Consider the following 13,604-nt stretch of genomic DNA (forward strand, 5'->3'; position numbering starts at 1 on the left):
CGAAAGGCGCAGGACGGCCGCTGTCCGCGCCTCGAAGGGTCGAGCGACTAGCCGCGCCGCAGCCCGGCGATGAGCAGCCCGACCAGCCTGCGCGCGTCGTAGCGCGGATTGTTGCCCGCACCGATGCACAGGTTGCCCACGCCGCGCATCAATTCGTAGGCCTCGACATCGCCGGCGATCTCGCCTGCGGTGGTGGCGGCGTCGAGCAGTTGGGCGCACACGGGAACCAGGCGATCGAGGAAGTAGGTGTGCAGGGCCTCGAAGGCGGCGTCGTCGGACTGTAGGGCCTCGGCCAAACCGTGTTTGGTGACCAGGAAGTCCACGAACAAATTGATCCAGCGACCCAGCGCCGCGTGTGGTGAGGCGACGGCCGCCAGGAGCGCCGGGCCCGCCTCCGCGCAGGCCTCGACCTGATGACGGTAGACCGCGACGATCAGGTCGGCGCGGGTGGGGAAGTGGCGGTAGATCGTGCCGACACCGACACCGGCCCGTGCCGCGATATCGCGCACGGGGACGTCGACGCCCGAGGCGACGAAGGCGGCGGCGGCAGCGTCGAGCAGGGTCTGCTCGTTGCGCCGGGCGTCCGCGCGCTTGCGCGGGGTCGGTGATTCGCTGCCGTCAGCGGGCACGGCGCCACTCCCTTCGTCCTTCCGGTTGGCAACCGGAACATTGTTCCGTATGGTGCTTATCGGAACATCGTTCCGCTTGTTCAGGATGCCAGAGCGGGCGAGTCGGCTCCACCCACGCACCGGGTCGCGGTGCATTTCGAGAGGACTGGGCATGCAGTACCGCAGTGTGGGACGCACCGGCGTACAGGTCAGCACGCTGGCGCTGGGCGCAATGAACTTCGGCAGTATCGGCCGCACCGGCCAGGACGAGGCGACCGCGATGGTCGACGCCGCCCTCGACGCCGGGATCAACCTCATCGACACCGCGGACATGTACGGCCGCGGCGAATCAGAGGAAATGGTCGGCCGCGCCATCGCCGGCCGCCGCGACGACATCGTGCTGGCCACCAAGGCATGCATGCCGATGTCCGACGAGCGCAACCACCGCGGAAGCTCACGCCGATGGCTGGTCCGAGCGCTGGACGACAGCCTGCGCAGGCTCGGCGTCGAGCACGTCGACCTCTACCAGGTCCACCGCTGGGACCCGAGCACGAGCGATGAGGAAACCCTCTCGGCGCTGACCGATCTCCAGCGCGCCGGAAAGATCCGCTACTTCGGCTCCTCCACCTTCCCCGCCTACCGCATCGTCGAGGCGCAGTGGGCGGCCCGCGAACATCGGCTCGGCCGCTACGTCACCGAGCAGCCGGGCTATTCGATCCTGCAACGCGGCGCCGAGGCCCATGTGCTGCCGGTGACCGAGCAGTACGGGCTCGGCGTACTGGTGTGGAGCCCGCTGGCCTCGGGCTGGCTGTCCGGTGCGATCCGGGCCGGACGCGAGATCACCACCAGCCGCTCGACTTTCATGCCGGATCGCTACGACCTCACGGTGCCGGCCAACAAGGCCAAGATGGACGCCGTCGAACAGCTGGCCGCCGTCGCCGACGACGCCGGCCTGACCATGATTCAGCTGGCACTCGGCTTCGTCACCGCACACCCGGCGGTGACCACGGCGCTGATCGGGCCGCGGACCATGGACCACCTGCGCTCCCAGCTCGCCGCCGCGGACACGGTGCTCACCGCCGAGGTGCTCGACGCGATCGATGCGATCGTCGCGCCGGGCCTCGATCTGGCCCCGCACGAAAAGCACGACGCCACCCCTGCCCTGCTCGAGCCCGGGCTGCGACGCCGCTGAGCGTGACGGTGACGGGTTCGCGCCGCACGGGTGGACGCGCATGGTGAGGTCGTCGCGGGTCAAGGTCGGTCGAGGAGCGCAGGACGGCGCCCGTCCGCCGCGACGTCTGATCGCGGTGTGGCCGATCGTCGGCGGCGTTCACGAGCCGGCGTCGGCGAGGCATTCGGCGGCGATCGGGATCGCGGTGGCGAGTTCATCGTCGGCCAGCGCTGAGTAGCCCAATGCCACACCGAAGGTGCGGCGCTGCCCGATGTGGTGCCTGGCCAGGCCGTCCAGGGCGACTCCGCGGCGTGCTGCCTCGGTGACGGCGCGTTGCTCGGCGTCGGCGCTCATCAGCGGGATGACGAGGTGCGAACCGGCATCGTCGCCGCGGATGGCCAGCCCGCGGCGGGTGAGTTCGTCCACGACGAATGCCCGCCGCGGTGGCATCGTGCGGCGGAGCCTGCGCAGGTGGCGGGCCAGGTCGCCGTGTGCGGCCAGTTCGGCCAGGACCAGCTGGCCGGCCGGGCTCGGTGCGCTGCCGATCTGTTCCCGGTAGGCGAGCACGGCGTCGGTGATCTCGGGTGTGGCGACCAGCCAGCCCGCGCCGAGAGTGGGGGAGAGGATCTTGCTGGTCGTGCCGAGATGAATGACCACATCCGGCGCCATCGCCGCCAGCAAAGGCAACGGAGCTGTGTCGTAACGCAATTCGCCGTCGTAATCGTCCTCGATGAGCAGAACATCGTTGGCCCGCGCGTAGTCGACCAGCTGCACGCGGCGGCGCGCGGCCATTCGTTCGCCGAGTGGGAACTGATGTGCCGGAGTGCAATAGACAGCCTTGACGTCACGAGGTAGCTCCGCGACGCGCAGGCCCTCGTCGTCCACCGGTACCGGCAGGACCCGCACTCCCGCCGCCCGAAACGCTCCGACCGCCCGCTGATAGCCGGGATCTTCCATCGCGACGCTGTCACCGGGGCGCAAGACGGCGCAAGCGATTTCGTTCACCGCCGCACTCGCCCCTGCGGTCGCGAGGATCGCGGTTCCGGCTGCGGCGCTCAGCCCGCGATGGCGCAGCAGATGATCGGTGACCGTCGCGAGATACCGCGGCTCACCCGCGCGATCCTTGCGGACCACCGGTTCGCGGTCCGCGGCCGCCCGCCAGGCCCGGCGCCATGCGGGGCGGTCGATAGCGGGGACACAGGGCGCGCCGGGGCGCAGATCGAGCAGTGTGGACGTGCCGGAGACCGCGGCCGGCTCGGCGGTGTCGTGGCGTGCGGGTGCCGGTGCGGCGGTGAGATACGTGCCCGAGCCGCGCCGGCCGGTGAGCCAGCCTTCGGCATGCAGCTGATCGTAGGCGGCGGCGACCACGGTCCGGCTCACGGCGAGCTGAGCGGCCAGCGACCGAGACGACGGCAGCCGGTCACCGCCGCGTAGCACGCCGGAGGTCGCCGCCTGCCGCAGCCCGTCGGCCAGCTGCACCGACAGCGGCGCGGCGCCGCGGCGATCGAGGTCGAGCAGCTCGGCGATCACCTCGGACATCAAGTGGCCTTTCGAACTCGATCAGAATTGGCTATTCAAGGATGCCACTGTACCCGGCACGGTAGAGCCATGACCGAACACGCACCGCTCCGGCCACCGCTTTCGCCGACCCCGCGCAGTACACCCACGCGGCTGAAGGATCGCGCAGGCAAGGATCGCGCCGAGCTGGACGCCGTGCTCGACGCAGGCCTCGTCTGCCATCTCGGAGTGCTGCTCGGCGGCACTCCCGTGGTGCTGCCCACCGCGTACGGCCGGGACGGAAACCTGCTCTACCTGCACGGATCCACCGGAGCGGGCAACTTGCGGGCCGCGCTGGAACACGATGTCTCAGTGGCCGTCACCCTGGTGGACGGGGTCGTCTACGCCCGCTCGGCCATGCATTTCTCGATGAACTACCGGTCCGCGGTGGTGCTCGGCCGCGCCGTGGAGGTCACCGATCCGCGGCAGCGGCTGCACGGGCTGCGGGTGATCGTCGAACATGCGGCGCCGGGCTCCTGGGACCGGGTGCGGCCGCCGAACAAGAAGGAGCTCGCCGCGACCGCTGTGCTCGCGCTCGAACTCACCGAGGCGTCGGTGAAGACGCGGGCCGGCGGGCCGAAGGACGACGCGGACGATATCGCCCTCGGCGGTGTCTGGGCGGGGGTGCTGCCGACCCGTCAGGGGTGGGGCCCGCCGGTGTCCGCGCCCGACCTCGAGCCCGGTGTCGCGATTCCGTCCTCGGTGTCCCAGCGCACGGCCCGCCAATCCGGCTGATCGAAGGTGAGTCCGGCCAATGCCGCGCTGACTTCTTCCGGTGCGGCGGGCGCGACACCGTGCGCGCTCACCGCCGCGATCTGTTCGTATTCGGCGGAATCCGGCATGGCACCAGGTTAATTCGTGTCGCGGTCCGCGGGCTGCCGTGCCTCCAGCCGGTGGGTGATGCTCGTCGTCAGTACCGCCACCACGGTTCCGATGACGACCAGGTCGAACAGCATCTGCACGGTGCTGGCTATGCGGGCCACCTGGCCGACGGCGTGCACGTCGCCGTAGCCGACGGTGGCCAGCGTGGACACGGTGTAGTACAGCGCATCGGTACGGGTGTCGAGGCCGTCGAACTGTTCCGGATCGCGTTGCTCCAGCACGAAGTAGAAGATCGCGAAGAACACCACGACCACCGACACCAGCAGCAGCAGGCCGTCGATGCGCCGGGTGGTGTCTTCCATGGCGGCGACGTACTGGGTGATGCGCCGGTACCCGAGCCAGCACAATCCGATCACGCCGGCGGCGAAGGCGAGCAGGGTGAGGATCCGGCCGGGCCAGTCGTCGGCGAAGTCGTAGCCGACGGGGACGAAGTAGAACAGCAGCAGCGCGCACACCACCGTGGCGACATTGCGTAAGGCGTGTGCGCTCTTGGAGGGCCGTGCGGTCGCCGTCATCGGTCAATGATCGGCCGAGGGGGTGCGCCCGGTGGTGATACACGCCAAGCGTTGGCGAATTGCGACCGGTTGCGTGCGCGGTCCTCAGTGCTGTGCCGTGATGCTGTTCCGGCGGCCGGCAGCCGGTGACGGATGTCGCCGCGCCGGTCGGCCGAGCTCACTCAGCCGATGAAGTAGTGCGAGTCGCGTTCGTGCAGTACAAGGTCGGCTCGGTGCGCGGTGCCTGCCACCAGGTCGGCATTGGCCATATCGCTGTCGTGCACTTTGGCCCGCGCGGCGGTGTCGTCGCGGCCGCCGCGCAGGTGGCGGTGCAGCAGCCGTTCGACGCGGGTGTTCCGGTCGGCGGTCAGATACCAGCATTCGTCCAGCAGCGGCCGCACCTTCGACCAGGGGCCGTCGTCGAGCAGCAGATAGTTGCCCTCGGCGATGACGATGCGCTGGTGGGTGACGACGATGCCAGCGGGTGTCGGCTCGTCGGTGGCGCGGTCGAACGTCGGCCACGGTACCGGTGCGCCGATCGGGGTATGCCGCAACCGGTTCAGGCCGTCGACGAACCCGGTGACGTCGAAGGTATCGGGTTCGCCCTTGCCTGCCAGCCGCCCGATGGCCCGCAGTTGTGCATTGCGCAGGTGGTAGCCGTCCATCGGCGCGAGTTCGGCGACATTCGACCCGGCCGCGGCGTCGACGGCTGCCCGCAGCGCCGCGGCCAGCGTCGACTTACCGGCCCCGGGCGGGCCTGCGATGCCGAGCAGGTACCGGCCCCGGCAGCCTCCGGCCCGATCCAGCACCCGCTCGGCCAGCGCATCGACCGTCGTCTCGAGCTCGTCCGTCACCGCCGTGACAGTACTCGCGCGATCGGCCGTCACCGGCTCCGTCGAGCCGGCGGCGGCCGTTGCACCGCGGTGAGCGCAGGCGTGTCAGGCGACGAACGCCCGCTCGATGATGGCGGCGGTATCGACTCCGGTGGGCAGGGTGCCGAACGCGATGCCCCAGTCGTCGCCGAGCCGGGTGGCGCAGAAGGCGTCGGCGACCGCGGAGTGGCCGTGCCGCACCAATTGCGCGCCCTGCAGGACCAACGCCATCAGCTCGACCACGCGGCGGGCCCGGTACTCGATATCGCTGAGGTCGGACAGTTCCTTGCCGACGCGGTCGATGGCGTCGTCCAGGCGCGGGTTTCCGCCACGGGCCAGGTTCACCTCGTTGAAGTAGGCCTCGACCGTCTCCGGCTGGCGCCCCATCGCGCGCAGAGCATCGAGCGCGGCGACATTGCCCGAACCTTCCCAGATCGACATCAGCGGCGCCTCCCGGTACAACCGTGGCATCCCGGATTCCTCGGCATATCCGTTGCCGCCGAAGCATTCCAGCGCCTCCGCGGCATGCGACGGCGCGCGCTTGCACACCCAGTACTTGGTGACGGCCAGCGCGATCCGGCGCAGCGCCGCTTCGGCCGGATCACTGCCCGCGCGGTCGGTGGCGCCGGCCAGCCGCATCATGACCGTGGTGGCCGCATCGGATTCGATCACCAGATCGGCCAGCACGTTCGCCATCGCGGGCTGGTCGATCAGCTTGGCGCCGAAGGCTTCCCGATGACGCGCGTGATGTACCGCGGAGACCGCGCCCACCCGCATCCCGGTGGCCGAACCGATCACGCAGTCGAGCCTGGTCATGTTCACCATCTCGATGATGGTCTTGACGCCCGCGCCCTCCGGGCCGACCAGCCAGCCGGAGGCGTTCTCGTATTCGATTTCGGAGGAGGCGTTGGACTTGTTGCCCAGCTTGTCCTTGAGCCGCTGGATGCGGATCGGATTGCGGGTGCCGTCGGGCAGCACGCGCGGCAGCAGGAAACACGAGAGTCCGCCCGGGGCCTGCGCCAAGGTGAGGAACATGTCCGACATGGGGGCGGAGGTGAACCACTTGTGCCCGACGATCCGGTACGAGCCGTCCGGCTGCGGGGTGGCGGTAGTGGTGTTCGCGCGGACGTCGGAGCCGCCCTGCTTCTCCGTCATCGACATGCCCGCGATCAGACCGGCCTTGGTCGACGGCTCGCGCAGGCCGAAATCGTACGTGCGCGAACCGAGTAGCGGTTCGTACCGCGCGGACAGCTCCGGATTGTTGCGCAGCGCGGGGACCACGGCGTACGTCATCGAGATCGGGCACATGTGGCCGGCCTCGGCCGAGCCCCAGGTGAAGAACTTCGCCGCGCGCGCGGTGTGCGCGCCGGGACGTTCGTCGAGCCACGGGGCGCCGTGCAGGCCGTGCGAGACCGCGACGTTCATCAGCTCGTGCCAGTACGGGTGGAACTCGACCTCGTCGATGCGGTGGCCGTAGCGGTCGTGGGTGTGCAGCACCGGCGGGTTCTCGTTGGCCAGCCTGCCCCACTCCTGGGCGCGCGCTCCACCCGCGAGCACACCCAGCTCGCGCACCTCGGCCTCGGCCCACCCAGCGCCCTCCCGGTGCAGGCCTTCGATCAGCGCCGGATTGCGGGAGAAGTCGAACGGGACGATCGGCGGGACCTGGTTGACAACGTCATGCGTCTGCATCGTGCGCTCCTGGGAGGTTGACCACGGGCATCGGCATGGTCGCCGTGCCATCGGTGCGGGCGGGATCGGGGACGGACGGGTGCGCGCCGGGCGCGGTGCCGAAGACGGGCAGCTCGGCGGTGGGTGCCGTGGTGGAGACGGCTGCGGACGGCCAGCTGATATCCGGGTGCGGACCGCGGCGCACACCGAGCGCGCGCAGGGCGAAGGACACCAACTCCGGCACGACCGATTCGGTATGCGGTGCGTGGGCCAGCGGCCCGACCAGTACCTCACCGATGGCGCCGACCATGGCGGCGGAGCTGATGCGGGCGTCCTGGGGCGGCAGCTCGCCGCGGGCCACGCCGTCGGCCACTGCGGATTCGAAGGTCTCGGCGAAGGCGCGCCGGAAGCGCAGGCGTTCGGCGTCGACCGCCGCGTCGACGGGTTCGGCGAGCAGGACGTAGGCGAGTTTCGGATTCTTGAGCGCGCGCACGGCGAACGTCTCGACCGCCGCGCTGACCCGCTGCGCGGCATCGCCGCCGGAACCGGCCGCCGCGACGGCCTCCACCTCACGGGTGACCACCTTGCGGAACACCCCCGTGACGAGATCGGCCTTGCCCTCGAAGTGTTTGTACACCGTTCCGGTGGCCACGCCGGCCTCGGCGGCGACGGCGGCCATGGACAGCCCGGCGAAACCATCACGGGACAGCACCCTGGTCGCGGCCTGCACGATCAGTGCGGCCTGCGCGTCGAGCCGGGCCTGTACGGCGGGGGTTCTGCGGTACACCACGCAAGAAGTGAAGCACGAATTCACTTCTTCACACAAGGGGGTATCAGGCCGTATGGTCGGTCAGATGAGCGTCAGAGTCGAACACGCCGGCCCGGTCACCACGGTGATCCTGCACCGGCCGCAGGCACGTAATGCCGTCGATGGGCCGACCGCGCGGGCGCTGGCGGAGGCCTTCCGGGCCTTCGATGCCGATCCCGACGCCGCGGTCGCGGTGCTGTGGGGCGATGGCGGCACGTTCTGCGCCGGCGCGGACCTCAAGGCGATGGGCGGGGAGAACTCCAACCAGGTCACCGAGGACGGCGACGGCCCCATGGGGCCCACCCGGATGCGCTTGTCCAAACCGGTGATCGCCGCGGTCTCCGGCTATGCCGTGGCGGGCGGGCTCGAGCTCGCGCTGTGGTGCGATCTGCGGATCGCCGAGCAGGACAGCACCTTCGGCGTGTTCTGCCGCCGCTGGGGCGTTCCGCTGATCGACGGCGGCACCGTCCGGCTGCCGCGGATCGTCGGCACCGGCCGCGCCATGGACATGGTGCTCACCGGCCGCCCGGTCAGCGCACCGGAAGCCTTGGAGATGGGCCTGGTCAGCCGTGTCGTGCCCACCGGCGATGCCCGCAGGGCAGCCGAGGAGATCGCGGCACAACTCGCGGCGCTACCGCAGACGTGTCTGCGCTCGGACCGGATGTCACTGCTGGAGCAGGACGGGCTCGACGAAGACGCCGCCCTGCGCAACGAATTCCGGCACGGTATGCGCGCGCTGATGGACGGCGCCCTCGACGGTGCGGCCCGGTTCGCCGCTGGTGCCGGCCGCCACGGCGAATTCGGATGACGCGATGACCGGGCGCGGGAGCGATCCGACCCGACTCACCGTTGTCGACGAGATCTTCCTGCGCACCCACCGTGGCCTCGGCACACCCATCGCCCTGCAAGGGTTGTGGCGCACCGGCGACCGAGTCGAGCCCCGGTTGCTGCGGGACCTGCACGCGCGCCTGCGCCGTGGCCCGCTCGGCCGGCGGGTCGTCCGTGCGCGAGTGCCGGGAGCGCGCCGGTCCTGGCACGCGACCGTCCGGGCGCATCCACTGGACCTGCACGATGAGGTCGCAACCAGCGAGGTGCTCGGCTGGGCCGACACCCTCGGCGGCGACCTGGACCCCGAGTACGCGCCGGGCTGGCGGCTGTCCTCGGCCCCCGTGCACGACGGCGGCACCGTCATCGCCTTGACCTGCTCCCACGTCCTGGCCGACGCCCGAGGCCTGATCATCGCCGTCGACGCGGCCCTGACCGGGCAGACCTGCGAGCCGGCCACCGAACCGCACTCCGACTGGGCCGACGCATGGGCGCAGCTCGCGACGGTGCTCGGCGGCACCACCGCGGTACTGGGATCCGTGCTGAGGCGGTGGACCTCCCCGGCCGCTCACACGAGCGCGGCCGGTCGCGCTCCGGGGTCCGGCGCTGCTCGACCACCTGCCATCACCGGCCGCGATCACGCGCGCGCCGAGGGGATGCGGCAGTCGATCGGCACCGCGAACACCGCAGACGACCCATGCGCCACCCCGCTGCCGGCCATCGGCGCCATCCTGTGCCTCGATGCCGAGCAATGGGACCGCATCGCCGCCACCTCCGGGGGCACCGCCAACAGCTTGTTCATCTGGTGTGTCGCGAACACGCTGTGGGCCGGTGGTTTTCCCGCATCGACGATCGACGCCGCGCTGCCCGTCGACACCAGGGACGAACCCCGGGTGGACAACGATCTCGCCATGACCGCGATCACCGTCACCCGGGCCGACTCACCCGGCGTGATTCGCGCGAAGGCCCGCACGGCCTACGAGCACCGGATGACCAGCCCGGCCGGTCTACCCGAGGAAACTTTGCAGCTGGTCCCGGACCGCCTGGCCTACACCATGTCTCGTGGCGCAGGCGAACGCGACATCCTCTGCTCCAATATCGGCACCCTCCCCCCGAGCCTGCACAGCTTCGGCCCGCACGAGTGCACCGCCATCGCCGCCCGCGCCATCCACCCCGGCCTCACCTTCGCCCGACGCCCACGCACCCGTCTGTCGGGCTACCTGTCCCGCGACCGAGATACCTACACGCTGGCGTTGGTGAGTCTCGCCCCCGAACTCGTTCCGAATTCGGCGGCGCTGCACCGGCTTGCCGAGGAGACGGTGCGCAGCGTCGGTCTCTCGCCGCGCGGGTGGTAGCGAATACGCGGCAGCTGCCGCCGTGACGGCGCCCGGTGTCCGCGCGCTCGATTCGACGGAAAACCAGTCGCACAACCTCGACGCACCTTGCTAGCGTCTCCGCCGTGATGTCCCCGGAGGCCTCCAGACGATAGCCATCTGGCCGATCTGCCAGGTGGCGTTGTGGTGTAGCGATACGCGGTGACGATTCGATCGTCACCGCCGGCGCATGCGCCCACGATGCCGCGTCGTGCCGCATTCGCGGCCCAGATCTGGCCGGGCTCGAGGTACCGCGCATCGTGCGCGCATTCCGCTCTCGTCGTCGAGCCATCCCCGGCCGACGGCGGATTCGTCTCATCACACCTCTCGGAGTCCTATCGTGCCAATGGTGGTATTCGTCCTGGCCGCAGCAGTATTCGCCCAGGGCACTTCGGAATTCATGCTGTCGGGCCTGCTGGAACCCATGGCCGCCGATCTCGGCGTGCCGATCGGCTCGGCCGGCCTGCTGACCTCGATGTTCGCGGTCGGGATGATCATCGGTGCGCCGGTGATGGCGGTAACCGCGAGCCGCTGGCCCGTGCGGCATTCGCTCACCGGGTTCCTGGCCTTGTTCGTCGCCGCTCACATCGTCGGCGCCCTCACCTCGACGTTCGGTCTGCTGCTAGCGACGCGAGTGGTGGCGGCGGTCGCCAATGCCGGATTCCTGGCTGTCGCACTGGCCGCTCTGCCTGCGCTGGTGGGTGCGGAGCGGGTCGGCAGGGCGACCTCGATCATCCTGTCCGGCGTCACCGTGGCTTGTATCGCGGGCGTTCCGGCGGGCGCGGCGCTCGGACACGTGCTCGGCTGGCAGTCGGCCTTCTGGGCGGTGGTGCTGGTCGGTGTGCCCGCGCTCGCCGCGACGTGGCTGCTGGTGCCCGCTCGGGATCATCGCGCCCACCCGCCCGCCGAGCACCTGTCATTGCGCAGTGAGCTGTGGGTCGCGGGGAGGCCACGAGTGTGGGTCGTCATGGTGGTGGGTGCCCTGGTGAACGCGGCGATCTTCGCAGGCTTCACCTACCTCGCCGTCGTCGCCACGGAGGTCGGCGGCGCCGGCGAGGCCTGGGTGCCGGTGGTGCTGGCCTTGTTCGGCGTCGGATCGTTCGCCGGGGTGAGTGGTGCGGCCCGATGCACCGACCGGCAGGCCGCGCTCGTGGTCGCGGCGGGCGTCGTCGTTCTTCCGCTCGTCTGGGCCGTCACGGCACTGGCCGCGGCGCTGCTGCCCGTCCTGTTGCTGATGGTGGTAGTCGGCGGCGCCGTGTCATTCGCGGTCGGATCCATTCTGATCGGTCGTATCGTCAGCGCCGCGGCGCCGACCGCACCCAGGCTCAGCGGGGCTTTCGCCACCACCGCATTCAATGCTGGGGCCGCCGCTGGGCCCGCGGTCGCCGGCGTCGCCATCGGTATCCATGGTTCGGTCTCGGCGGCATTGTGGGTGAGTGCTGCGCTGGCCGCCGCGGCAACGGCCATCACCGCGGCCGGGCGCGGGCTGATGACACCACCCGTGTCTCCTGCGGAGGAACCCGCGCCCGAGCGCACGCCGACAAATTGAGCGTGGTGTACCGGCGTCCGAGCTCGCCCGGGTCCTGGACCGAACGGTGTCCCCAGCGGCACCGGCTGTCGCCCGGGTCTACGTTCCGATGCGACGCAGCCGGCTCATCGGGACAACGCCCGTGCCGGGACCCCGTCAGCGATGGTCTCGATACCAGCGGATCAGCTCGTCGGTGGACGAATCTCCCTGCGACTGTGGTGGTTCGGACGAGGTGAGCAGCGGAGCCAGTGCCAGGGCCTGCTGTTTGCCGAGCTCCACACCCCACTGGTCGAAGCTGTCGATGCCCCAGATGGTGCCTTCGACGAACACCTGGTGCTCGTAGAGCGCGATCAGCTGACCCAGCACCGACGGCGTGAGCTGCGGCGCGAGGATGGTGGTGCTCGGCCGGTTGCCGGGCATCACCTTGTGCGGCACCAGCTTCGGATCGGTGCCGTCGGCGGCGACCTCTTCGGCGGTCTTGCCGAAGGCCAGGACCTTGGTCTGGGCGAACAGATTGCTCATCAGGATGTCGTGCATGCTGCCGGTGCCGTCGCGGGTCGGCAGATCGTCGGTGGGGCGGGCGAATCCGATGAAGTCGGCGGGGATGAGCCGGGTGCCCTGGTGCAGCAGCTGATAGAAGGCGTGCTGACCGTTGGTGCCCGGTTCACCCCAGAAGATCTCGCCGGTCGAGGTGGTGACCGGGGTGCCATCGGCGCGCACCGACTTGCCATTGGATTCCATCGTCAGCTGCTGCAGATAGGCGGGAAAGCGCGCGAGATCATTCGAATACGGCAGCACCGCACGCGATTCCGCGCCGAAGAAGTTCGCGTACCAGACCCCGAGCAGGCCGAGCAGCACCGGCGCGTTGTGCTCCAGCGGCGCGGAGGCGAAATGCTGGTCGATGCTGTGCATGCCGTCGAGGAACTCGGCGAAGCGCTGCTTGCCGATGGTGATCATCACCGACAGCCCGATCGCCGAATCCACCGAATAGCGTCCACCGACCCAGTCCCAGAAACCGAACATGTTGGCGGTGTCGATCCCGAACTCGGCCACCCGCTCGGCATTGGTGGACACCGCGACGAAATGCTTGGCCACCGCGTCCTCGCCCAGCGCGTCGACCAGCCAGCGTCGAGCCGCGGTGGCATTGGTGAGCGTCTCCAGCGTGGAGAACGTCTTCGACGCGACGACGAACAGCGTGCTGGCCGGATCGAGGCCGTCCAGCGTCGAGACCAGGTCGGTGGGGTCGACGTTGGAGACGAAACGGGCGCCGATGGTCGTCTCGGGCGTCTCGCCCACGGCGTAATGGCGCAGCGCTTGATGCACCATGACCGGTCCGAGATCCGAGCCACCGATGCCGATGTTCACCACGGTCGCGATGCGCTCGCCGGTGGCCCCGCGCCACTGCCCGGACCGCACCTGATCGGCGAACGCGCCCATCCGGGTGAGCACCTCGTGTACCTCGGCGCCCGCGTCGGCGCCATCGAGGATCAGCGATCGGCCCGCGGGCAGACGCAGCGCGATATGGCCGACGGCGCGGTCCTCGGAGGTATTGATGTGCTCGCCGCGGTACATCCGGTCGCGGCGCTCTTCCACGCCCGCCTCGCGCGCCAATTCGACCAGCAGTTGCAGGGTTTCCCGGGTGATCCGGTGCTTGCTGTAGTCGATGTGCAGATCGCCCGCGGTCACCGTCAGCTCACGTCCGCGGGCGGGATCCTCGGCGAAGAATTCACGTAGCGTCCGGCCGGAAACAGCGCTGTGGTGGTCGTGCAGTTTCTGCCAGGCCGCCGATGCGGTGATGTCGCTGCTCACGTCCGCCGA

The 13,604-nt window shown here is 70.0% G+C and carries 12 protein-coding genes; 5 read left to right on the forward strand and 7 right to left on the reverse strand.

Annotated elements, in window-relative coordinates:
- Window positions 1-47: 47 nt before the first annotated feature.
- Entirely contained in the window at window positions 48-629 is a 582-nt protein-coding gene (locus GV790_RS05545; protein WP_163811220.1) for a TetR/AcrR family transcriptional regulator, read from the reverse strand.
- Window positions 630-780: 151 nt separating this feature from the next.
- On the opposite strand from GV790_RS05545, the gene GV790_RS05550 reads away from it, so the two are divergent.
- Complete coding sequence (locus GV790_RS05550) at window positions 781-1,800, forward strand: aldo/keto reductase (RefSeq protein ID WP_163811222.1); 1,020 nt, start codon at window positions 781-783, stop codon at window positions 1,798-1,800.
- Between the two features lie 138 nt (window positions 1,801-1,938).
- On the opposite strand, the gene pdxR is transcribed toward GV790_RS05550, so the two are convergent.
- A complete protein-coding gene (pdxR, locus tag GV790_RS05555; protein WP_163811224.1) occupies window positions 1,939-3,318 on the reverse strand; it encodes a MocR-like pyridoxine biosynthesis transcription factor PdxR in 1,380 nt (459 codons plus the stop codon).
- A gap of 69 nt (window positions 3,319-3,387) precedes the next feature.
- Between pdxR and GV790_RS05560 the strand changes: the two genes are divergently transcribed.
- Window positions 3,388-4,071: a pyridoxamine 5'-phosphate oxidase family protein gene (locus tag GV790_RS05560; protein ID WP_163811226.1), complete on the forward strand. Its 684-nt coding sequence runs from the start codon at window positions 3,388-3,390 to the stop codon at window positions 4,069-4,071.
- Between the two features lie 116 nt (window positions 4,072-4,187).
- Here the strand turns inward: GV790_RS05560 and GV790_RS05565 are convergent, their stop codons facing one another.
- From GV790_RS05565 to GV790_RS05580, 4 genes are all read right to left on the reverse strand, one after another.
- Window positions 4,188-4,733, reverse strand: coding sequence for a potassium channel family protein (locus GV790_RS05565; RefSeq protein ID WP_163811228.1), 546 nt, complete (start codon window positions 4,731-4,733; stop codon window positions 4,188-4,190).
- A gap of 161 nt (window positions 4,734-4,894) precedes the next feature.
- Window positions 4,895-5,566, reverse strand: coding sequence for a nucleoside/nucleotide kinase family protein (locus tag GV790_RS05570; RefSeq protein ID WP_163811230.1), 672 nt, complete (start codon window positions 5,564-5,566; stop codon window positions 4,895-4,897).
- Window positions 5,567-5,650: 84 nt separating this feature from the next.
- Window positions 5,651-7,273 carry an acyl-CoA dehydrogenase family protein gene (locus GV790_RS05575; protein ID WP_163811232.1) on the reverse strand — a complete coding sequence of 541 codons (1,623 nt, stop codon included), beginning with the start codon at window positions 7,271-7,273 and terminating at the stop codon, window positions 5,651-5,653.
- Entirely contained in the window at window positions 7,260-8,042 is a 783-nt protein-coding gene (locus GV790_RS05580; RefSeq protein ID WP_163811234.1) for a TetR/AcrR family transcriptional regulator, read from the reverse strand. The genes GV790_RS05575 and GV790_RS05580 overlap by 14 nt, the downstream gene beginning before the upstream one ends.
- Window positions 8,043-8,106: 64 nt before the next feature.
- Between GV790_RS05580 and GV790_RS05585 the strand changes: the two genes are divergently transcribed.
- The 3 genes from GV790_RS05585 to GV790_RS05595 all read left to right on the forward strand — a co-directional run bounded on the left by GV790_RS05585 (window position 8,107) and on the right by GV790_RS05595 (window position 11,807).
- Window positions 8,107-8,868, forward strand: a complete 762-nt coding sequence (locus GV790_RS05585) for a crotonase/enoyl-CoA hydratase family protein (protein WP_163811236.1) — start codon at window positions 8,107-8,109, stop codon at window positions 8,866-8,868.
- A gap of 4 nt (window positions 8,869-8,872) precedes the next feature.
- A complete protein-coding gene (locus tag GV790_RS05590; protein WP_163811239.1) occupies window positions 8,873-10,240 on the forward strand; it encodes a hypothetical protein in 1,368 nt (455 codons plus the stop codon).
- A 364-nt stretch (window positions 10,241-10,604) separates the two neighbouring features.
- Window positions 10,605-11,807: a Cmx/CmrA family chloramphenicol efflux MFS transporter gene (locus GV790_RS05595; protein ID WP_178127593.1), complete on the forward strand. Its 1,203-nt coding sequence runs from the start codon at window positions 10,605-10,607 to the stop codon at window positions 11,805-11,807.
- Window positions 11,808-11,942: 135 nt separating this feature from the next.
- Here the strand turns inward: GV790_RS05595 and pgi are convergent, their stop codons facing one another.
- Window positions 11,943-13,595, reverse strand: a complete 1,653-nt coding sequence (gene pgi, locus GV790_RS05600) for a glucose-6-phosphate isomerase (protein WP_163811242.1) — start codon at window positions 13,593-13,595, stop codon at window positions 11,943-11,945.
- Window positions 13,596-13,604 lie beyond the last annotated feature (9 nt).

Source organism: Nocardia cyriacigeorgica, from assembly GCF_010858045.1.
Taxonomy (GTDB): domain Bacteria; phylum Actinomycetota; class Actinomycetes; order Mycobacteriales; family Mycobacteriaceae; genus Nocardia; species Nocardia cyriacigeorgica_E.

Coding starts and splice junctions, on each gene's coding strand:
- GV790_RS05575 (WP_163811232.1), bottom strand. CDS start 7,273: ATGCAGACGCATGACGTTGTCAACCAGGTCCCGCCGATCGTCCCGTTC.
- GV790_RS05595 (WP_178127593.1), top strand. CDS start 10,605: ATGGTGGTATTCGTCCTGGCCGCAGCAGTATTCGCCCAGGGCACTTCG.
- GV790_RS05565 (WP_163811228.1), bottom strand. CDS start 4,733: ATGACGGCGACCGCACGGCCCTCCAAGAGCGCACACGCCTTACGCAAT.
- GV790_RS05550 (WP_163811222.1), top strand. CDS start 781: ATGCAGTACCGCAGTGTGGGACGCACCGGCGTACAGGTCAGCACGCTG.
- pdxR (WP_163811224.1), bottom strand. CDS start 3,318: ATGTCCGAGGTGATCGCCGAGCTGCTCGACCTCGATCGCCGCGGCGCC.
- GV790_RS05560 (WP_163811226.1), top strand. CDS start 3,388: ATGACCGAACACGCACCGCTCCGGCCACCGCTTTCGCCGACCCCGCGC.
- GV790_RS05585 (WP_163811236.1), top strand. CDS start 8,107: ATGAGCGTCAGAGTCGAACACGCCGGCCCGGTCACCACGGTGATCCTG.
- GV790_RS05590 (WP_163811239.1), top strand. CDS start 8,873: ATGACCGGGCGCGGGAGCGATCCGACCCGACTCACCGTTGTCGACGAG.